The following is a 20,075-nucleotide window of genomic DNA, read 5'->3' on the forward strand; positions in this document are numbered from 1 at the left end:
TAGAGCGTGTTTTCAAACTGCTCCTTTCTTGTTTTCAGGAAAGGGGCAGTTTTTTATTTTGTATAAAAGAAAGGAGAATGAGAGATGGGAGAATCATGGGGAAAAGGAACAATTTGTGTGCAAGGTGGCTATACGCCAAAGAATGGTGAACCACGTGTTTTACCACTTTATCAAAGCACAACGTATAAATACGATACTTCGGATGATTTAGCAGCTCTATTTAACTTAGAGGCAGAAGGATATATTTATACACGTATTGGAAACCCTACTCTAGCAGCATTTGAGCAGAAATTATCAGATTTAGAAGGCGGTGTAGGAGCTGTTGCAACGGCTTCTGGGCAAGCAGCTATTATGCTCGCAGTTTTAAATATTTGTAGTAGTGGAGACCATTTACTTTGCTCTTCAACTGTTTACGGGGGAACGTTTAATTTATTTGGGGTGAGTTTACGTAAGCTTGGCATTGATGTTACGTTCTTTAATCCAAATTTAACGGCAGATGAAATTACGGCGCTTGCTAATGACAAGACGAAACTTATCTATGCAGAATCGTTAGGAAATCCAGCGATGAATGTTTTAAATTTTAAAGAATTTTCAGCTGCCGCTAAAGAATTAGAGGTACCTTTTATCGTTGATAATACATTAGCAACTCCTTATTTATGCCAGGCATTTGAACATGGGGCAAATATTATTGTTCATTCTACGACGAAGTATATCGATGGGCATGCGAGCTCCTTAGGCGGTATTGTAATTGACGGTGGAAACTTTGATTGGACAAATGGAAAGTATCCTGAGCTTGTTGAACCAGATCCAAGTTATCACGGTGTAAGTTACGTTCAAAACTTTGGTGCAGCAGCGTATATTGTGAAAGCACGTGTTCAGCTATTAAGAGATTATGGAAATTGTATGAGCCCATTCAATGCATATATTAGCAATATTGGCTTAGAAACATTGCATTTACGAATGGAGCGTCATAGCGAAAATGCTCTGGCAGTTGCTAAGTGGCTTGCTAATCATGAACGTATTGAATGGGTGAATTATCCGGGATTAGATAGTAATGAAAATTACTCGTTAGCACAACAGTACTTGAAAAAAGGTGCTAGTGGTGTTTTAACTTTCGGTATTAAAGGCGGATTAGAAGCAGCAAAAGAATTTATCGCAAATGTAAAACTAGCAACTCTTGTAACGCACGTAGCTGATGCACGAACTTGCGTTATACATCCCGCTAGTACGACGCATAGACAATTAAATGCTGAAGATCAGCGTTTAGCTGGTGTTACATCTGATTTAATTCGTTTATCGGTTGGTATAGAAGATGTTTCTGATATTATTGCAGATTTGGAAGCAGCTCTAGTTGGAGGCAAAACACATGCCGATCATAATTGATAAAGATTTACCGGCTCGCAAAGTGTTGCAAAAAGAAAATATTTTTGTAATGACGAAGGAGCGGGCAGAAACACAAGATATACGTGCTTTAAAAATTGCTATATTAAATTTAATGCCAACGAAGCAAGACACAGAGGCGCAATTACTTCGCTTAATTGGAAACACACCGTTACAATTAGATGTTCATTTGCTTCATATGGAATCACATCTATCGCGTAATGTAACGCAAGAACATTTAACAAGCTTTTATAAAACGTTTCGTGATATTGAAAATGAAAAGTTTGATGGGCTCATTATTACAGGAGCGCCAGTGGAGACCCTTGCTTTTGAAGAGGTAGATTATTGGGAAGAGCTTAAACATATTATGGAGTATTCAAAAACGAATGTAACATCTACGCTCCATATTTGCTGGGGGGCACAGGCTGGCTTGTACTATCATTATGGTGTTCCAAAGTATCCCCTTAAGGAAAAAATGTTTGGTGTATTTGAACATGAAGTTTGCGAGCAACATGTGAAATTATTACAAGGATTTGATGAATTGTTTTTTGCTCCGCATTCTCGTCATACAGAAGTACGAGAGAATGATATTAGAGAAGTGAAAGAATTAACATTGTTAGCAAACTCTGAAGAAGCAGGTGTTCACCTTGTTATTGGGCCAGAAGGAAGGCAAGTGTTTGCCCTTGGACATAGCGAATATAGTTGTGAGACGTTAAAACAAGAATATGAACGAGATCGTGACAAGGGATTAAATATTGATGTGCCAAAAAACTATTTTAAACATAATAATCCAGATGAAAAGCCGCTTGTTAGGTGGAGGAGTCATGGTAATTTATTGTTTTCTAATTGGTTGAATTATTACGTGTATCAAGAAACCCCTTATATATTGTAAAGAAAGATTGTGTAACACGTGGTAACGTTTTCTTTGTAAAGATTAACCTTTATTTTTCCGAATGTTCAAAATACATTGTTTTTCGGATTTTTTACTCATATAATTTCATCTAAACACAATTTTTGAGGGGTGGACAGTACTATGAAAGAAATTCAAGTTGGGTTATTAGGTCTTGGGACAGTTGGCAGTGGTGTGGTTCGTATTATTACGGATCATCAAGAACGACTCATACACCAAGTAGGTTGTCCAGTGAAGGTAACGAAAGTATTAGTGCAAAACATTGAGAAAGAGAGAGAGGTAGAGGTACCTTCTACTCTATTAACACAAGATGCAAATGAAATTTTAGATAATCCAAATATTGATGTTGTCATTGAAGTGATGGGTGGCATTGATGATGCAAAATCATATATTTTACAAGCTTTAAAAAGCGGAAAGCATGTTGTAACTGCAAATAAAGACTTAATGGCATTACATGGAGCTGAATTATTAGCGACAGCAAAAGATAATAAGGCTGATTTATTCTATGAGGCGAGTGTGGCAGGGGGAATTCCAATTTTACGCAGTATCGTAGAAGGACTTTCTTCAGATCTTATTACGAAAGTAATGGGAATTGTAAATGGAACAACAAATTTTATTTTGACGAAAATGTCAGACGAAGGGAGAGCATATAACGACGTGTTAAAAGAAGCCCAACAACTTGGATTTGCAGAAGCAGATCCAACATCAGATGTAGAAGGTTTAGATGCAGCAAGAAAAATGACGATTTTAGCTACCCTCGGTTTCTCTACAAATGTAGAGCTTGGAGATGTGAAAGTAAAAGGGATTACCTCTATTACAGAGGAAGATATTGAATACAGTAAGAGCTTAGGCTATACAATTAAATTAATCGGTCTTGCAAAACGAGATGGTGAAAAATTGGAGGTTACAGTTGAACCAACTTTACTTCCAAATACACATCCTCTTGCGGCAGTACAAAATGAATATAACGCTGTGTATGTGTACGGTGAAGCAGTTGGAGAAACGATGTTTTATGGACCAGGCGCAGGAAGTTTACCGACAGCGACAGCTGTTGTTTCGGATTTAGTTGCTGTAATGCAAAATATTAGATTAGGGGTAACAGGAAATAGTGCTGTAGTCCCACAATATCAAAAAGTATTAAAAGAGCCAGACGAAATTGTCGTGAAAAAGTTTTTAAGACTGCATGTAAAAGACGAAATTGGTGTATTTGCAAAAATTACTTCATTGTTCTCTGAGCGCGGAGTTAGCTTTGAGAAAATTATTCAAATGCCGCTTGAAGAGAAAGGAAAGGCTGAAATTGTAATTGTAACGCATCGTGCGTCTCTTGCTGATTATGATTATATTCTACATACGTTGCAAGGGTATGAAGAAATAGATTGTTTGAAAGCGAACTATCGAATTGAAGGGGATGCTAAGTAGTATCTCTTACCATAAAACAGAAAGAGCCTATTAAGCAGCTTGCTTAATAGGCTCTTTTCTATTTAAAATCTGCGTACCAACTTGAATAAATGCTTGGATAATCCAGCCTGTTGTAAAGGATAAGATGATTGTTCCAAAATAGATAGGTCCATCTAATAAAAAGCTTAACGTTAAAAATAAAAAGGCTAATGAAATCTCTGTTCTTCTAAACGTCCATTTTTTCTTCTCGGCAACCGTTAAAACGAAAGCTTCTTGAGGCGCTGCACAAAGGTTTGTAGAGACGTAAAGACCAATTCCAGCTCCAACGAATAGATTTCCGCAAATAAGTGTTATATATTTTGGAAGAGAGCGGATAGCGTCCATAATAGTTGTAATGGAACCAATCCAATCAACAAAAAGAGAAATAAGAACCATCGTTACAATTGTACCGATTGTAATTTGTTTTCTATTCCAAAAGAGTACGATAAGTGTAAAGGCAAAGTTAATCATGAAAATCCAAAAACCAATACTTATCCCAAAATTTTGATATAGTGCAATAAAGAAGGAATCATAAGGGCTAAGTCCAAAGGAAGTAATTGTCGTCATCATATTAATACCGATGGCAAGAATGAGTAAACCGCCAATGAAAAATATATATTCTAATTTGAATCGAAGCATAGTTGTATATCCTTTCTAAATGTATTTGCTAGGAAAGGATATATTGTGGAAAGCTTACCAGGTCAAGGAAGAATTTTTGTGAGAAGGGGAAAATGAGATGACAAATATAAGAAAGATTGCTGAACTTGCTGGAGTATCTGTTTCAACTGTTTCACGTGTACTAAATAATCATCCGTACGTAAATGAACAGAAACGAAAAGAAATTTTAGCGATTATAGAAGAATTAAATTACACGCAAAACGTGAATGCAATTCATTTAGTGAAAGGAAAAACGAATGTAATTGGCGTTTTATTGCCACACGTAAATGATCAATATTATAGCGCTATTATCGAGGGGATATCAAAAGAGACAGCAAAGAATAATTATAATATGATGCTTTGCCAGACGAATTATAGTGAAGAAAGAGAACTAGAAATTTTGAATATGTTAAAAATGAAAAAGCTTGATGGGGTTATTATTTGTTCTCGGACAAATAGTAAGGAGAAGCTTGAAGAATATACGAAATTCGGCCCGATTGTTATGTGTGAAGAAATAGATTCGAAGTATATTTCAAGTGTCCATATCGATTACTACAAAGTATTTTCACGTGGGATGAAAAGCTTAATAGATGCCGGTCATACACGTATTGGATATTGTATTGGAAGAAGTAATAGCGTTAATAGCCAAAGACGAAAGAAGGCGTACGAAGATTCGCTTCAACAGAGTATCGTAACACCGTTAGAGACCTGGAAATTTGAGGGATGTTTTACAGTGGAAGATGGACGCAATGTAATTAGAGAATGGGCTCATATGTCAGTAAAACCGACGGCGTTCCTTGTATCTTGTAACCATATTGCAGCGGGGATGGTTACAGAAGCAAAAAAACAAGGAGTTCGTATTCCAGAGGATATTACGATTATCGGGTGTGATGATCAAGAGGTGGCAGATATATTGGGTATAACGACGATTTCGCATTCTAGTAAAAACGTTGGAGTGAAAGCGTTTGAATTATTATATGAAAAGATTAATGAAGAGAAATTAGATGTGAAGCATATAGAGTTATTACCAGAGTTAGTAGATAGAGAAACGACATAATTGAGAAGGTGTGAAAATCGCTTTTCAAAATTTCGTTTGGTATAATTATGGACAATCTATGAGGGCTAAAAGGGGTTTTGATATGAGATCAAAAGTAGTAAAAGTAATTCTACTCATTACAATTGCATCTTTCTGTTTATTTGCATATGGCTTTGTTTCAGGTGTAAATGATGTATTAAATCCGAAAGCTTCAAATTTAATTAAAAAGACCGATGTAGTGGCAAAAGAGAAAAAGAAAACGGGAACGTTACAAATCGTTAGTTTAGGTGATTCATTAACGCGTGGCGTTGGTGATAAAGAAGGAATTGGCTATGTTGGGCGAATGAAAGAGGATTTACAAAAAGATTATAAGCAAAAAATTGCATTAACAAATTTAGCAGTTAGTGGTGCAAAAATGCCCGATTTATTAAAACAAATTGAAAGTAATGGCGCTCAATATTCAATTAAGCAAGCAGATGTAATTGTGTTAACGATTGGTGGAAATGATTTGTTCCCAGGCTGGGAATCACTTGGGAAAATAGATTTAGAGACGTATCGTCCTGACACAGAGACGTTTCAAAATGAAGCAAAGAAAATTATAGAAGAAATTCGTAAATTAAATACAGATAGTCCGATTTTTTGGCTTGGTTTATACAATCCTTTTGAAGATGTAGAAGATTTAAAAGGGTCTTCAAACATTGTTGTGGACTGGAATGCATCTTTAGAGAAATTAGCGCTAAACGATAAAAATGTGTATATTACACCGACATTTGATTTATTCCAAAACCGCGGGAAAGATTTATTATACTCTGATCATTTTCATCCGAACGAAGTAGGTTATACGTATATGGCAGAACGTTTAGTTCAAAATGTTGTAAGTAAATTAAAACTAGAACAAGGAGGGGTAAAATGACGACGATACTTTCTGTAAGAGACTTGAAGAAGGTAATTGGAAAGAAGACTCTTGTAGAGAATATTTCCTTTGATGTAAAGCAAGGAGAAGTGTTCGGGTTCTTAGGACCAAATGGTGCTGGAAAGACGACTACCATTCGAATGTTAGTCGGATTGATTAAGGCGACAGAAGGTACGATTTCTATCGGTGGTTATTCGATTAAGGAAAATTTCAGAGAAGCGATGCGTCAAATTGGGAGTATCGTTGAAAACCCAGAGTTGTATACATATTTAACGGGATGGGAAAATTTAAAGCAATTTGCTCGTATGTTAGGTGATATATCAGATGAACGTATTATTGAAATTGCTGAAATGGTTCATTTAGATGAAAGAATTCATGACAAGGTAAAAACGTACTCACTTGGTATGAAACAACGCCTTGGAATTGCGCAGGCGCTCCTTGGAAATCCGAAATTGCTCATATTAGATGAACCAACGAATGGTTTAGATCCAGCAGGGATTAGAGAACTTAGGGAATTTATACATAAGCTTGTGAAAGAAGAAAATATGAGCGTGTTTATTTCAAGTCACTTGCTAAGTGAAGTGCAAATGATATGCGATCGCGTTGCTATTATTCATAAAGGAAAGATGATAACAGTTGCCAAGGTTGAAGAATTAATTAAAACAGCAAGTGATCGTGTAGAATGGATTGTTACACCGATTTCTAAGGCGAAAGATATGCTAGAAGTGGCCGAAGAAGTAAGGGAAGTGAGTGTAGAAGGCGATCGATTACTATGCCGCATGGATATTGCATCTATAAGTAGTTGGAATAAACACTTTGTCGCAAATGAAATAGATGTACATAGCGTTAAGGAGCTTGTATTTACGCTAGAAGATTTATTTATTGAACTCACAAGGGGTGAGCAGCATGCGTGAATTTGCGAATCTAGTTTTAAATGAATCAGAAAAGATTTACCGCAAGAAACGTATTTTTGTTGTCATGCTTATTTTAGCAATCTTGATACCGCTTTTTGTGTATGCGCAGTATCGTGAAATAGAAACGACACAAAAAAGACTCGGTACAACTGATTGGAAGGTTTCATTGCAACAGCAAATTGTTGATTCTCAGAACCGGTTGAACAATTCTAGGTTGCCAGAAGAATGGCGTGATTGGTTAAAGGTAAGAGTTGAGCAACAACAATATTATTTAGATCATAATATTAATCCGATGGCACCGGGTGCACCGACTTTTGTCAGAGCATTTATTGAACAAGGAATTACATTATTTATTCCGCTTCTCGTAATGATTGTCGCCATTGATATCGTTTCAGGAGAACGAAGTGATGGGACGATGAAGATGTTACTTACGCGGCCGATTCGGCGCTGGAAAATACTCCTTAGTAAATACGTGACGATGTTATTTTTCATTTCGCTCATACTGTTTCTTGTAGGTTTGTTTGCTTACATATTATCAGGGCTTGTATTTGGGTACTCGGGATGGAATTTACCTGTTTTAACAGGATTCGTCATTGATAAGGAAACGTTAAATACGAACTTTGTACATCTTATTCCGCAGTGGCAATACATCTTAATGGCGTATGGACTAGCCTGGTTTGTTGCTATCGTTGTCGGAACTATATCATTTATGGTCTCTGTTTTAATTCGTAATACACCAGCTGGTATGGGCGTTATGCTAGCTGCATTAATTGCAGGCGGTATTTTAAGCTCGTTCGCAACATCTTGGGAAGGCGCCAAATATATTTTTAGTGTGAATTTATCATTAACGGATTATTTATCAGGAAAATTACCTGCATTACAAAGTTTATCGATGGGATTTTCTTTGATGAATTTAACTGTTTGGGCAGTTGTTTCTCTTGTTATTTCGTTCGTAGTATTTACAAGACAGGATATGGTGAATTAATTAGACAGGAAGTGACAGTATGGAAAATGTTTTAAAGAATGATTGGGAGCCACTATTGGCAACAGAATTCGAGAAAGAGTATTATCTTACTCTATCCAGTTTTTTGACAGAAGAATACAGCACGCATGTTGTTTATCCGAAGGTAGAAGATATTTTTAACGCTCTTCAGTATACAAGTTATGAAAATACAAAGGTTGTCATTTTAGGGCAAGATCCATATCATGGACCGAATCAAGCGCATGGTTTAAGCTTTTCTGTGCAACCTGGTGTTAAAACACCACCGTCATTGTTAAATATGTATAAAGAACTTCGAGATGAATATGGTTATGAAATCCCGAATAACGGTTATTTAGTAAAATGGGCGGAACAAGGAGTATTATTACTAAATACCGTATTAACAGTTCGTCAAGGCGAAGCAAATTCTCATAAGGGAAAAGGATGGGAGCACTTCACAGATCGTGTAATTGAACTATTGAACGAACGTGAAAAGCCAGTTATTTTCATATTGTGGGGGCGCCATGCGCAGGCGAAGAAGAAATTAATTACGAATCCGAATCATCATATTATCGAATCTGTACATCCAAGCCCATTATCGGCAAGACGTGGTTTCTTTGGTAGTAAGCCATATTCTAAAATAAATACAATTTTAGCTAATATGGGCGAAAGAGAAATTGATTGGGAAATTCCAAATTTATAAATAGAAAAGGTAGTTAACAGTTGTTAACTACCTTTTTATTATCATTGTTGCTCGTTCTTTAATTTTGCATCTAGTACAAAAGTACCAAATGGGATAACTGATGAAACGAATGCTCCAAGTGCCCATAAAATTGATTTACGGTGTACGATTGTTACTTGAATTACTGCAAAGATGAATAGAATAAATAGAACACCATGAGCCATGCCTGTAATTTTAACAGCTGTTGCAAATCCTGCAAAATATTTCAATGGCATTGCTACAAATAATAGTAATAGGAAAGAAATACCCTCAACTAGTCCAATTGCTCTTAATCGTCCGATTGGTGTAGATAACATAAAGTAGCCTCCTTTAACGTATGCTTGTATATAGTAAATTTGTATTCTTTTTCAAAATAAAATAGTCTATTTTGTTTCATTATATACAAAAAGAAAGTTTACACTACGAGAATAGTGCAAAGTTCAAAATATAGTCACAAAAGCATGAGAATTTAAATAAAAACCTATTTGAAGTATTTGACTTCAAATAGGTTTTGTGAATGAAAATATTAAACAAGTACATCCGTTTTTAAAACGAATTTCTCTACAACTTTTGCAACACCATCGTTCATATTTGTATCTGTTACGTAGTTCGCAATTTCTTTAATATCATCAGGTGCATTGCCCATTGCAACGCCAAGACCAGCAAATTCAATCATTGCTTGGTCGTTATAGCTATCGCCCATTGCGATAACTTCTTCACGCTTAATGCCAAGCTTTTGAATCAGTTTGTTTAAGCTCGTTCCTTTTGTAACACCGGCTTCAGTAAATTCTAAGAAGAATGGTTTCGAACGCATCACGCTTAATTGGCCTTCTAGTTGTTGTTGAAGTTTCTTTTCAACTTCAACAAGGCGTTCAGCTTCTTTATTCATTAATACTTTTACTACAGGCTCTTTAACTGCGGCTTTAAAGTCATCTACTACAACAATTGGCATACCAGTAATATCGCCCTCAATTTCAGTATAAGGATTATTTTCTTCCGTTACGATATCATCGCCCATATAAGTATGAATCCATACATCTTCAGTTTTACTAATTTCAAATAGGTTGTGAACGATTTCAGGAGATAGTGTACTACTAAAGATTTCTTCGTTTGTTTTACAGTTAATAATTTTTGCGCCATTAAAAGATAGAATGAAACTGCCGTATTCTTCTAAGCGAAGTTCTTTGGCTACATTGCGCATACCAAATGTTGGACGTCCAGAAGCAAGTACAACCTTTACCCCTTGCTCTTGTGCAGTCATTAACGCTTCTTTCGTACGAGGTGAAATAGTATGGTCATCACGTAATAAAGTATCATCTAAATCTAAAACAATCATTTTATAAGTCATATAGAAAATTCCTTTCTTTAATTGAAATCAAAATACATGTTCATGAAGATGTTGAGGAATAATAGTAAGACATCAAACCTCTTTGAAAAGAAGTAGATAAATTATTATGAGTTGTTGCTCATAATATTGGTTAATAATCATTGGGGAAGAATAAAACCCCAATGATTAAAGTTTGATTTTATCGTAACAACTCTAAAGGTAGAGTGCAATAATGGAAGTTTTCCAATTTACGATATTTGTTTTGCAGCGGAACGAGAAAATAGTATTTCTAGCAAGATTGCCATTACAGATCCAAGAACGAGACCATTACTTAAAAACGATGCTAGAAATGGTGGAAGTGTGGAATATGCTCCTGCTGGAACAAACATAACTCCGACTCCTGTAAAGATTGAAAGACCGGCTACTTTAAATAATCGTTCTTTATCCTGGACAGTTTCGTATTCTCGAAAGGCGAGACCAATCATGCTTGCGAATACAGGATAAATAGCGGCATAACCAACTGCAACAGGGATTGCTGCAAAGAATGAAGTAATCTTTGGAAATATACTAACGACAATAATAAAGCTTGACCCTAATATAAACGGGAGACGTTTATAAATATTAGTCGTTGCAATAAAACCTGCTGATCCAGAAATAGCGACAGGCCCAATAGCTGAAAATAGGCCGCCTAGCAATTGGTTGATTCCTGTTATAATGCCAGCTTGTTTAAAACGATCTGATGCAGCGTTTTCTTCATATTTAGAGACAACCTTTTGTACAACGCGAATACTTGCTAACATATTTGTTAGAAGTAAGAGTGTAACGAAAATGACCGTAATTACCATGTTCCATTCAACACGAGGCATTCCGAAAACAAATAAGGATGGAAAACGGATTATGTCTGTCACTGGTGTTATTGGATTAGATAATCCGAAACATGCGAATAATATCCAGCCGCATACGATACTGAAAAGAACGGAATATTGTCCAATAATAGGTAGCTTCATGATGAAAAAGGATAGTAAAATAACAATGAGTGAAAGAATAAATACGTTAGGTTGTACTTCTGTATGTTTTCCATCAAGGCCAAACATTCCCTTTAAGAAGGAGCCACTAAGCTGCGTGACAAGAAGAAATAAATACGTTCCAATGACTGTCGGTGTAAAATAGCGAACGAGTTTATCAATAAGTCCAAAAACGCTAAGAATAATACAAATAATACCGCTTAATAAGAAAGCATATTGAAGAACTTTAAGTGTCTCATTGCTTGATCCAAATAATACGACGCCTAAACTCGTATAAAGGGAGAAAATTCCCCACCAAAGGCCAGCAGGACCTTCTTGAATAGGAAGTTTATGCCCAAATATAGCTTGCAAGAGACCAGCAAAGCCTAGAACAAATAATGTTCTTTGTACGAATGCAATGGCTTCAGCGCCATCAAGACCATAACTAGTTGCGACACTAATTGGTACAATAAGGCTTCCAGCTAAAATAAATAGTGCCCATTGTAAGGCGGAAAGAAATGTCTTCATTATATCAACCTCTTTCATAGATTCCGTATCTAGTATATACGTATTTTATTTCCACTGGCAAAGATTGTAGATAGAGAAAAGAGTTGAAACACGGTATGAATGCACGTAAGCAATTATGGATAGCAGTTATATGTATGACTTTTGTTGTAATTCTAGGAACGATAGGATTTATGACGATTGAAGAGATTAGTTTGTTTCAAGCATTTTGGATGACAATGATTACTGTATTGACTGTTGGATACGGAGATGCTGTTCCTGTAACGCAAGCGGGGAAAGTATTTGCGCTTCTTATTATTCCTGTTGGCGTAGGTATTGTTACGTATGCAATTGGGGTAGTGGCAGCTATGATTATTGAAGGGAATTTATTTCATGCAGTACGGAGGAAGAAGATGGATAAACAAATAGCGCAGTTGAAAAATCATATTATAGTATGTGGTTGCGGTAGAGTGGGGCTTCAAGTTGTACATGAATTGCAAGAAAAGAATATTCCATTTGTCGTTGTTGATAAAGATGAAAGTATATTGGAGCAGGAAAAGCTTTTATTTGTACATGGAGATGCAACGGAAGATCAAGTATTACATAATGCCGGAATTTTAAAAGCAGCTGGTTTAGTTGCTATTGTTGCAAATGATGCCGAAAATGTATTTATTACATTAACAGCAAGAGGGTTAAACGATACGATTAAAATTGTGGCGAGATCTGAAAAGCCAGAAACTGAAGAGAAATTAAGGCGTGCCGGTGCAAATAAGGTTATTAATCCATCTAGTATGGCGGGTATTCATATCGCAAAAGGTATTGCAAATCCATTAACCGTTCATTATATTGATACAGTGTTGTATGGAATAGAACAGTCATTTGTCATTGAAGAAATTCTAGTTGGCAAAGATTCAATATTAGTTGGTAAATCGTTACTAGAGAGTAATGTAAGGAATCAGTTTGATGTAACAATATTAGCGATTTCAAGAAATGGGGATATTATACATAATCCAGCAGGGCAGGAAAAATTGAAAGAACGTGATATGATAATAGTATTTGGTTCAGTAGAGAAATTGGGGCAATTCGAGAAAGAATTACAAAGTACGAGGTGAGAAGGAATGCAAATATCTAGCGACAAGATTTTAAATAAAATGGCGAATGAAATTGCGAAGGCAAAAAGTAGTGAAGGACAAAAGTCAAAAGAACATTTATTAGTTGTGCGTGCTTTATGTGACTTATTATTAGATGAACAAGTTGAAACATCTACATATAGAGAACCGCAAATTCCATCGCAAGTAATTGGATCACAACCAGTAACAACTATGCAACCAATTGCACCTGTTTCTGGGGAGCCAGTATATATAAAAGAAAGTGATGCAAACGGTAATTCTTTATTTGATTTTTAGAAGATAAATCGTTTGGCTTATATGCAAAAATTGCTTATGATAAAGGTAAAAAAGGGGAATTAAGATGAAAATTTTCTTTTTACTAGGTTGTATTGCAGCGGGGCTATCTGTTGCATTAGGGGCCTTTGGAGCACACGGTTTAGAAAATAAAATTTCTGCAAAAATGTTAGAAGTGTGGAAAACAGGCGTTACATATCAAATGTTTCATGCAGGTGGACTATTCGTAGTTGCTTTATTGATGAATAAGGTTCAATCATCACTTTTAACTACTGCTGGTTGGCTAATGGTAGCTGGAATTATTATGTTCTCAGGTAGTTTGTATGCATTAAGTACGACAGGTATTAAGTTCTTTGGTCCAATTACACCTCTTGGTGGTGTAGCGTTTATTGTGGCGTGGATCCTAGTAGGGACTGCAGTTGTAAAAGGATTATAAAAAAACAAAAGCTGGCATTTGCCAGCTTTTTTTATGGTCTTGGAGTATAAGTTGCTTGTTGACTAGGTAAATACGTAATTTCTTCTGGAAATTCTACGTAATCTAAGTAGATCATTAGTAGTAAATAGCGTTTTCCTGATTGCGGTTCACTAATAACGATATGGTCACGGCCAGCTGCTTCAATAATACCTGTATAAGATTGTGTGCCAAGGGAACTGCCACGTTCATAGGTCATTACAACCGTAGCTTGCTTACCTTTGTTTAAACGAAGGATATTTTCAATATAGGATTGCTCTAGAGGTAACATGCCTTGAGAAATTGCATATTGAGCTTGCGCAGCTTGAGCTGTTTGTTGTTGCATCGCTTGCTGCTGTTGTTGAGTCATTTGTTGCGGTTGTACATAAGTTCCAGATGGTTGATAAAAACCTGTTCCATAGTATGGATTTTGTTGCTGTGCCATTCAAAAATCCCTCCTCATTTTTATTCCTTAATATACGCTAGGGCAGTCTCCAGCAGATGGCTGGAAGAAGCAGTGCTTTTTAAAGCGACCAGAGTTTTGTTGGTTATACCAAGTTGGTGGACAAGGACCTTCAGGTCTAAAGAACCATAAGGCAAAGTTGGCAGGCCAAAAACGTTGCCCTTGAATGGTCCGTCTCGCTAGGGCAATATCTTGTTCGCGTGCCCGTTGATAAAAATATCCTTTTTGCGTTGCTTCAAAACCGCCGGGGTTTTGATAAACCATTTGACGTAAATTACGAATGCTTTTAAAGTCTAAACAATTTCCGCGGACACGATTTACCCCAACGTTTCCGACCATTAACATTCCTTGTTGCCCTTCTCCTTCGGCTTCAGCACGCATCAGTCTAGCCAACAACTTTACATCTTCTTCGTTATAAGCAATAACGCCCATTATGTGTCACCTCTCTTTTTGTAATACCTTTTGGAAAGAGGTTTATTTCTAGATGAAGTGTGGAACAATTACTAGTTCATACGTATGAGGAAAAGGACTCAGATATGACAACCAAACGAAGTTTTACATTGAGAGTGGAAAATAAAAAAAGCTAGCGTGAGCCAGCTTTTTTATTAAAAAACTCTAGACCATAAGTTTGAGAAGAAATCACCAATAGAGCGCATTGTTAACACAAACCAATTTGCTTTTTCAACTTCCTCTGTCGTTTTTGCAGTAACTTTCATACTTTTACTACCGTCTAAGAAACCATATTTATCAGTTGATTCTAAAGTAATTGAGCCTACTTTGGTATCTTTCTTAATAGGTGCAACTAAATGTCCATCTTCAGAAAGAGATTTATCTAATTCAGTTCCAATTTTATAAGGCTCTTTGCTACCTTTTTTCGCAATTACTGTTATTTCTTTTTCGGGTGCAACAGTTACTTGGTCTTCTTTCCCTTTTACTACAGAGATTGTATTGTTTTTATTAACTTTTAGTTTTTGTTTTTCAAAGTTATTAAATCCATATTCGATTAATTCACGAGATTCCGTGAAACGTTCATCCATTGATTTTGTTTTAATAATAACCGAGATAAGACGTACATCACCACGTTTAGCAGTAATGGTAAATCCGTATCCAGCTGTATCAGAACTTCCGGTTTTTAAACCATCAGTACCTTCATAAGCGAAAGCAGCTCCTGGTAACATCCAATTCCAGTTTTCCATACGAATTGGTTTGGGGTGATTGTCTGGGAAGTTTCTAAATCTTTGTTTTGTATCCTCTAGCATTTCTGGATACTTTGTAATCATTGCTTTTGAAAGCATACCCATATCACGAGCTGACATAGAGTTTTCTGCATTTGGATCAGTACCCTCAGGATGTTTTCCTTTTAAGTCAGCGTTATTTAAGCCAGTAGCGTTTACAAATTTATATTTCTTTAATCCTAGCTTTTTAGCATGTTCATTTGCAAGATTTAAGAAGTTTTTCTCACTTCCTGCAAGAAGTTCTGCTAAAGCAATACTAGATCCATTTGCAGAGAATATAACAATAGAATGATATAATTCTTTTACAGTATATTGACGTCCTTTTTCGAACGGTACATTAGAGAATTCATTATTACGAGAGACTTCATAAGCGTAATCAGAAATATTTACTTTCGTATCCCATGTGATTTTTCCTTCTTTAATTGCTTCTAAAACAGCGTAAACAACAATTAATTTTGACATACTAGCAATAGCTAGCAATTCATCTGGATTTTGCTCGTGAAGTATTTTTCCTGTATCTGCATCAAATAAAAGTGCAGCCGCCGCCTCAATATGTATTTTTTCTTCCGCATGGGATGTTGTTACTCCTAAGGAAGAAATTGACAATACAAGCAATAGTAAAATAGACAAGATTTTTTTCATATAGATTATCACCTTCGCATCGTTATTTAGCATATAGCTCGTATCATTTTAGCATATCTTTACATATAAAAAGGTTACAATTTTACAAGAAATTTGAAAAAATGTTGGTTTTTCTTCAAAAGTGTAGAAAAAAGGAGATTTTTGAGGATAAATATAGAGAAGAATAAAAAAAGGAACGAATTTCGTTCCTTTTCACCATTTATATGTGTAAAAATTTCTCTACTTTTTCGTCTGGTAAAATGTTTCCAACGAAGAATGTTCCAAATTCACCATAACGAGCACTTACTTCATCGAAGCGCATTTCGTATATAAGTTTCTTAAATTGAAGAACATCGTCAGCGAATAATGTTACGCCCCATTCGAAATCGTCGAATCCAACAGATCCTGAAATCACTTGGCGTACTTTACCTGCGTATTGACGACCAATTTTACTATGGCTGTACATCATTTTTTTACGTTCTTCCATAGGAAGCATGTACCAGTTGTCATCACCTTGGCGACGCTTATCCATTGGATAGAAGCAAATATGATTTGCTTTCGGTAATTCAGGATATAAACGAGCTAAAATTTGCGGGTTTTGGTATGGATCCTCATCAGCTGGAAGGTAGTTGCTTAATTCAACAACAGATACGTAAGAATATGCAGGAACCATATATTCAGCTAAAGTTGTTTTATTCAATTCTGTCTCAATTTCATTTAACTCTTCCATTGTTGGACGTAAAATCATAAGCATAATATCAGCTTTTTGGCCAACAACTGTATACATTGCGTGACTACCTTTTTTCGCAGTAGCTACTTCGTTCCATTTTTCAACGACATTTAAAAATTCAGACACTGCTTGTCCGCGTTCGTCGCTAGATAATGTTTTCCATGCAGCCCAATCAATAGAACGTAAATCATGTAAACAATACCAGCCATCTAACGTTGTTGTTGCTTCACTCATTCTATTCACCTCAGTTAATGATAGTTTTACACGTTAACTATAGCATATATAGTTTTAAAATCATCTATATAAAACCTTGGCGCATAAAATTGTCACATTTAAGTGTTTAAGCAAGGTGAATTTAACGGCTGAATTTTATGAAAATATAATCATTTTTATTTTATCTATTTTTTGGGAGCTATAAGTTTAAAATATAGAAGAAAAGCAGTATTCTTAAAGATAGAGTTTTTTTAACATATGTAGGAGGGTTTATTCGTGAGCAACTTATTTACAACAGTAAAAGAAAAAGTTCAAGGAAAAGGCATTTCTATCGTACTTCCTGAAGGAACTGATGAAAGAATTTTAGGCGCTGCAGAGCGTTTAGCAAAAGAAGAGTTAGTAAAACCAATCTTAGTTGGTAATAAGGAAGAAATTAGCGCAAAAGCTGCTAGCATGAATTTAACATTAGCAGGCGTTGATATTTACGACCCAGCTACATACGAAGAAATGGATGCAATGGTAGCATCTTTCGTTGAACGCCGTAAAGGTAAAGCAACTGAAGAAGACGCTCGCAAAATCCTTAAAGACGAAAACTACTTCGGTACAATGCTTGTATACATGGGCAAAGCACACGGTTTAGTAAGTGGTGCAGCTCACTCTACAGCTGATACAGTTCGTCCAGCACTTCAAATTATTAAAACAAAACCAGGCGTTACAAAAACTTCTGGCGTATTCATCATGGTACGTGAAGAAGAGAAATATGTATTCGCTGATTGCGCAATTAACATTGCACCAAACAGCCAAGATTTAGCTGAAATCGGTATCGAAAGTGCGAAAACAGCTGAGTTATTCGGCATTGATCCACGCGTTGCTATGTTAAGCTTCTCTACAAAAGGTTCTGCGAAATCTCCAGAAACAGAAAAAGTTGTAGAAGCAACTCGCATTGCAAAAGAAATGGCTCCTGAGTTAACTTTAGATGGAGAATTCCAATTCGATGCTGCATTCGTACCATCTGTAGCTGAGAAAAAAGCTCCAGGTTCTACAATTAAAGGTGATGCTAACGTATTCGTATTCCCAAGCTTAGAAGCTGGTAATATTGGCTACAAAATCGCTCAACGTTTAGGTAACTTCGAAGCAGTAGGACCAATCTTACAAGGCTTAAACATGCCTGTAAATGATCTGTCTCGTGGATGTAACGAAGAAGAAGTGTACAAGTTAGCTTTAATTACAGCAGCTCAAGCACTTTAATTCTATAATGAATTGAAATAAAGACCGTCGCTATAATAGCGACGGTCTTTATTTTTCTAAGCCAAGTGCTTTATTATTACGATCAATAATACGTTGTAAATTCGTCTCATATAAAGGAATCTCATCTATTGTTAATTGAGATGGTGTTAACTTTGGAGCGAATTGCTGCAATGTTTTTAAAAGACGCATCATTAAATCTTGTACTGTAATGGTTTCGCCAAGTAATTCTGAGAGTGAGGCCATCGTACTTGGTACAATTTCAGGGTACGTAAAGCGTGTTTCTTCTCCTTGAATTGCTAGGTTGTAGAAATCACGAACGAGTGCGGCACGCTCAGAGCCACTTCCGGTAGCACAGAGATAAATTTGGACAGCGACCCCCCCGCGAATACGACGTTGTGAAATACCAGCGAATTTTTGATCGCGAATACTTAAGTCATAACTACCAGGACAGTAAGAGCCAACAATTTCTTTTGCCTCGATAGTAACGTCGTAATCCTTTAACATCTCCTTAATCAAATGCCACATTGTATCGTATCCAAGATCAATATCGATACCTTTTTCTGTTTCTTGGAATAAAAGTGATACGTTTAAAACACCTTCATCAAGCACGACTGCAAGCCCGCCAGAATTACGAACAATAACATTGAAGTTGTGTTGTTTTAAAAAAGAAATACCTTCTTCTAAATGCGGAAGGCGTGAATCTTGAATGCCAAGGACAATTGTATTGTGATGAACCCAAGAACGCATTGTTGCGGCTGACTTGCCATTTCCAATGCTTGTGCATAATGTGTCATCCATTGCGAATGACTGAAGTGCATGGAATGTTGGTCCCAAACTAGACTGATCTACAATGCGCCACTCTGGCTGAGATAAAATGGAACGGGAATTGCTCATATAACTAACCCCTTATCTTTAAAATGACAATCTCTATTATAGCAAAAAATGAAGAATGGAGTTTTCTCACATATAAAGGGGGAGCTTAAAGGTGAAATAATAAAAAGGATGCATTGCATGCATCCTTCTTATTCTGCAATTTTTTCTAAATTACCGTTTCGGTCCATTCGGAAAGATGTTTGAGAACGTTCTTCGTCATCCATGACTGCCAATTTACGAGCACGGTTCATAATGTTCATAAGTGTTTCGTAATCTTCTTGTACAGTATGAGATTGCTTTTCTAATTTTTCTAGTTTCTTTTCTAGTTCCTCATTCCGAAGGATTTGTGCTTTAATTTCTTGTTTCAATCTCGTATTCTCGTTTTCAAGAGCTGTCACTTTTATATTTGAAGATCCGACTGTTTGTAAAAAATAAATAACATCTTGCATTGTCATAGAGCTTCTTGCAGCAGGAGCAGTAGATTCTTGATATGGAATAGCTTCTTTATATTGTACGATTGATTCTTCTTGTACTAATTCTTCATAATCAGTTATCGAATCTGAAGCTGGTGGTGTATAAAGTAAACGTTTTTTCGCTTGTTCACCGCTTGCAGCACGCATTTTATCTTTACGATGTTTTTTTGCTAGTTGAAGAGCTTGTTCATAGCTATAGCGAACAACAGCATTCCAGCGGAAACCACAAGCAGCAGATGTACGATTTAACTGATCCCCTACTTCCTCAAATGCATTTAATTGCGTACTTCCTTCTCTAACATGACGAAGTACCGTTTCAGCAAGTAATAAATCATCCTCATCTGTCCAAGCATCTTGTCTTACTTTCATAGATTCAACTCCCTTTCTTTTTATGAACTTCCTATTTTTATAATGGGCAAAAAAATAAACTTTTATACAAAGCTTTTAAAAATATGGTAGATTTCGATGAAAGGTAAAAATTTTCCCATGAATGGTGAGCGCTTCTGTAGGAGAGCATATAAATATGTATCATTATGTAGAGAATAGGCTTTGTAGGGAAACTTGCAACGAGCTTCAAAGAGCG

At 36.2% G+C, this 20,075-nt stretch carries 22 protein-coding genes; 12 read left to right on the forward strand and 10 right to left on the reverse strand.

Annotation, left to right across the window (positions count from 1 at the left end; all coding sequences use genetic code 11):
- Positions 1-84: 84 nt before the first annotated feature.
- The 3 genes from DN401_RS19455 to DN401_RS19465 all read left to right on the forward strand — a co-directional run bounded on the left by DN401_RS19455 (position 85) and on the right by DN401_RS19465 (position 3,709).
- Positions 85-1,383, forward strand: coding sequence for a bifunctional O-acetylhomoserine aminocarboxypropyltransferase/cysteine synthase (locus DN401_RS19455; protein WP_000504780.1), 1,299 nt, complete (start codon positions 85-87; stop codon positions 1,381-1,383).
- Positions 1,367-2,272, forward strand: a complete 906-nt coding sequence (metA, locus tag DN401_RS19460) for a homoserine O-acetyltransferase MetA (protein ID WP_001121536.1) — start codon at positions 1,367-1,369, stop codon at positions 2,270-2,272. Before DN401_RS19455 ends, metA begins: the two co-directional genes overlap by 17 nt.
- A 141-nt stretch (positions 2,273-2,413) precedes the next feature.
- Complete coding sequence (locus DN401_RS19465) at positions 2,414-3,709, forward strand: homoserine dehydrogenase (protein WP_000659109.1); 1,296 nt, start codon at positions 2,414-2,416, stop codon at positions 3,707-3,709.
- A gap of 30 nt (positions 3,710-3,739) precedes the next feature.
- Here the strand turns inward: DN401_RS19465 and DN401_RS19470 are convergent, their stop codons facing one another.
- Positions 3,740-4,366: a YczE/YyaS/YitT family protein gene (locus DN401_RS19470; RefSeq protein ID WP_000943416.1), complete on the reverse strand. Its 627-nt coding sequence runs from the start codon at positions 4,364-4,366 to the stop codon at positions 3,740-3,742.
- A gap of 97 nt (positions 4,367-4,463) precedes the next feature.
- Here DN401_RS19470 and DN401_RS19475 point away from each other — a divergent pair, with 97 nt between their 5' ends.
- The 5 genes from DN401_RS19475 to DN401_RS19495 are packed head-to-tail and all read left to right on the forward strand — an operon-like array spanning position 4,464 to position 8,929.
- A complete protein-coding gene (locus tag DN401_RS19475) occupies positions 4,464-5,441 on the forward strand; it encodes a LacI family DNA-binding transcriptional regulator (RefSeq protein WP_000181976.1) in 978 nt (325 codons plus the stop codon).
- 10 nt (positions 5,442-5,451) lie between these two features.
- Positions 5,452-6,333, forward strand: a complete 882-nt coding sequence (locus DN401_RS19480; protein ID WP_002022849.1) for an SGNH/GDSL hydrolase family protein — start codon at positions 5,452-5,454, stop codon at positions 6,331-6,333.
- Positions 6,330-7,247, forward strand: a complete 918-nt coding sequence (locus DN401_RS19485) for an ABC transporter ATP-binding protein (RefSeq protein ID WP_000207722.1) — start codon at positions 6,330-6,332, stop codon at positions 7,245-7,247. Before DN401_RS19480 ends, DN401_RS19485 begins: the two co-directional genes overlap by 4 nt.
- A complete protein-coding gene (locus tag DN401_RS19490) occupies positions 7,240-8,232 on the forward strand; it encodes an ABC transporter permease subunit (RefSeq protein WP_001206501.1) in 993 nt (330 codons plus the stop codon). Before DN401_RS19485 ends, DN401_RS19490 begins: the two co-directional genes overlap by 8 nt.
- A gap of 19 nt (positions 8,233-8,251) precedes the next feature.
- Positions 8,252-8,929, forward strand: coding sequence for a uracil-DNA glycosylase (locus DN401_RS19495; protein ID WP_000432527.1), 678 nt, complete (start codon positions 8,252-8,254; stop codon positions 8,927-8,929).
- A 41-nt stretch (positions 8,930-8,970) separates the two neighbouring features.
- On the opposite strand, the gene DN401_RS19500 is transcribed toward DN401_RS19495, so the two are convergent.
- The 3 genes from DN401_RS19500 to DN401_RS19510 all read right to left on the reverse strand — a co-directional run bounded on the left by DN401_RS19500 (position 8,971) and on the right by DN401_RS19510 (position 11,806).
- The gene (locus tag DN401_RS19500) at positions 8,971-9,264 is read right to left on the reverse strand and encodes a DUF3817 domain-containing protein (protein WP_000953396.1); all 294 of its coding nucleotides are present in this window, start codon (positions 9,262-9,264) and stop codon (positions 8,971-8,973) included.
- Positions 9,265-9,473: 209 nt separating this feature from the next.
- Positions 9,474-10,295: a Cof-type HAD-IIB family hydrolase gene (locus DN401_RS19505; protein WP_000221387.1), complete on the reverse strand. Its 822-nt coding sequence runs from the start codon at positions 10,293-10,295 to the stop codon at positions 9,474-9,476.
- Positions 10,296-10,522: 227 nt separating this feature from the next.
- Entirely contained in the window at positions 10,523-11,806 is a 1,284-nt protein-coding gene (locus DN401_RS19510) for a purine/pyrimidine permease (protein WP_000847042.1), read from the reverse strand.
- Positions 11,807-11,901: 95 nt separating this feature from the next.
- Here DN401_RS19510 and DN401_RS19515 point away from each other — a divergent pair, with 95 nt between their 5' ends.
- The 3 genes from DN401_RS19515 (at position 11,902) to DN401_RS19525 (ending at position 13,621) form a co-directional block, all read left to right on the forward strand.
- On the forward strand, positions 11,902-12,894 hold the full coding sequence (locus DN401_RS19515) for a potassium channel family protein (protein ID WP_000993980.1): 993 nt from the start codon (positions 11,902-11,904) through the stop codon (positions 12,892-12,894).
- 6 nt (positions 12,895-12,900) lie between these two features.
- Complete coding sequence (locus DN401_RS19520) at positions 12,901-13,188, forward strand: YwdI family protein (RefSeq protein ID WP_001167352.1); 288 nt, start codon at positions 12,901-12,903, stop codon at positions 13,186-13,188.
- 64 nt (positions 13,189-13,252) lie between these two features.
- Entirely contained in the window at positions 13,253-13,621 is a 369-nt protein-coding gene (locus DN401_RS19525; RefSeq protein WP_000688318.1) for a DUF423 domain-containing protein, read from the forward strand.
- A gap of 31 nt (positions 13,622-13,652) precedes the next feature.
- Here DN401_RS19525 and gerQ read toward each other — a convergent pair whose 3' ends face one another.
- The 4 genes from gerQ to hemQ all read right to left on the reverse strand — a co-directional run bounded on the left by gerQ (position 13,653) and on the right by hemQ (position 16,919).
- Complete coding sequence (gene gerQ / locus DN401_RS19530; protein WP_000068652.1) at positions 13,653-14,081, reverse strand: spore coat protein GerQ; 429 nt, start codon at positions 14,079-14,081, stop codon at positions 13,653-13,655.
- Between the two features lie 27 nt (positions 14,082-14,108).
- Positions 14,109-14,531 (reverse strand): cell wall hydrolase CwlJ, encoded by a 423-nt coding sequence (gene cwlJ, locus DN401_RS19535; protein WP_000538168.1) that lies wholly within the window; start codon positions 14,529-14,531, stop codon positions 14,109-14,111.
- Between the two features lie 173 nt (positions 14,532-14,704).
- Positions 14,705-15,976 carry a serine hydrolase gene (locus tag DN401_RS19540; protein WP_000722871.1) on the reverse strand — a complete coding sequence of 424 codons (1,272 nt, stop codon included), beginning with the start codon at positions 15,974-15,976 and terminating at the stop codon, positions 14,705-14,707.
- 199 nt (positions 15,977-16,175) lie between these two features.
- Positions 16,176-16,919, reverse strand: coding sequence for a hydrogen peroxide-dependent heme synthase (hemQ, locus tag DN401_RS19545; protein WP_001287595.1), 744 nt, complete (start codon positions 16,917-16,919; stop codon positions 16,176-16,178).
- A 255-nt stretch (positions 16,920-17,174) separates the two neighbouring features.
- Between hemQ and pta the strand changes: the two genes are divergently transcribed.
- Complete coding sequence (pta, locus tag DN401_RS19550) at positions 17,175-18,146, forward strand: phosphate acetyltransferase (RefSeq protein ID WP_000067215.1); 972 nt, start codon at positions 17,175-17,177, stop codon at positions 18,144-18,146.
- Between the two features lie 48 nt (positions 18,147-18,194).
- Here the strand turns inward: pta and lipL are convergent, their stop codons facing one another.
- Positions 18,195-19,040 (reverse strand): octanoyl-[GcvH]:protein N-octanoyltransferase, encoded by an 846-nt coding sequence (gene lipL / locus DN401_RS19555; protein WP_000071943.1) that lies wholly within the window; start codon positions 19,038-19,040, stop codon positions 18,195-18,197.
- Between the two features lie 128 nt (positions 19,041-19,168).
- Positions 19,169-19,861, reverse strand: coding sequence for an RsfA family transcriptional regulator (locus tag DN401_RS19560; protein WP_000868358.1), 693 nt, complete (start codon positions 19,859-19,861; stop codon positions 19,169-19,171).
- Positions 19,862-20,075 lie beyond the last annotated feature (214 nt).

This window comes from Bacillus sp. BF2-3, assembly GCF_008368795.1.
In the GTDB taxonomy this organism is placed as follows: domain Bacteria; phylum Bacillota; class Bacilli; order Bacillales; family Bacillaceae_G; genus Bacillus_A; species Bacillus_A cereus.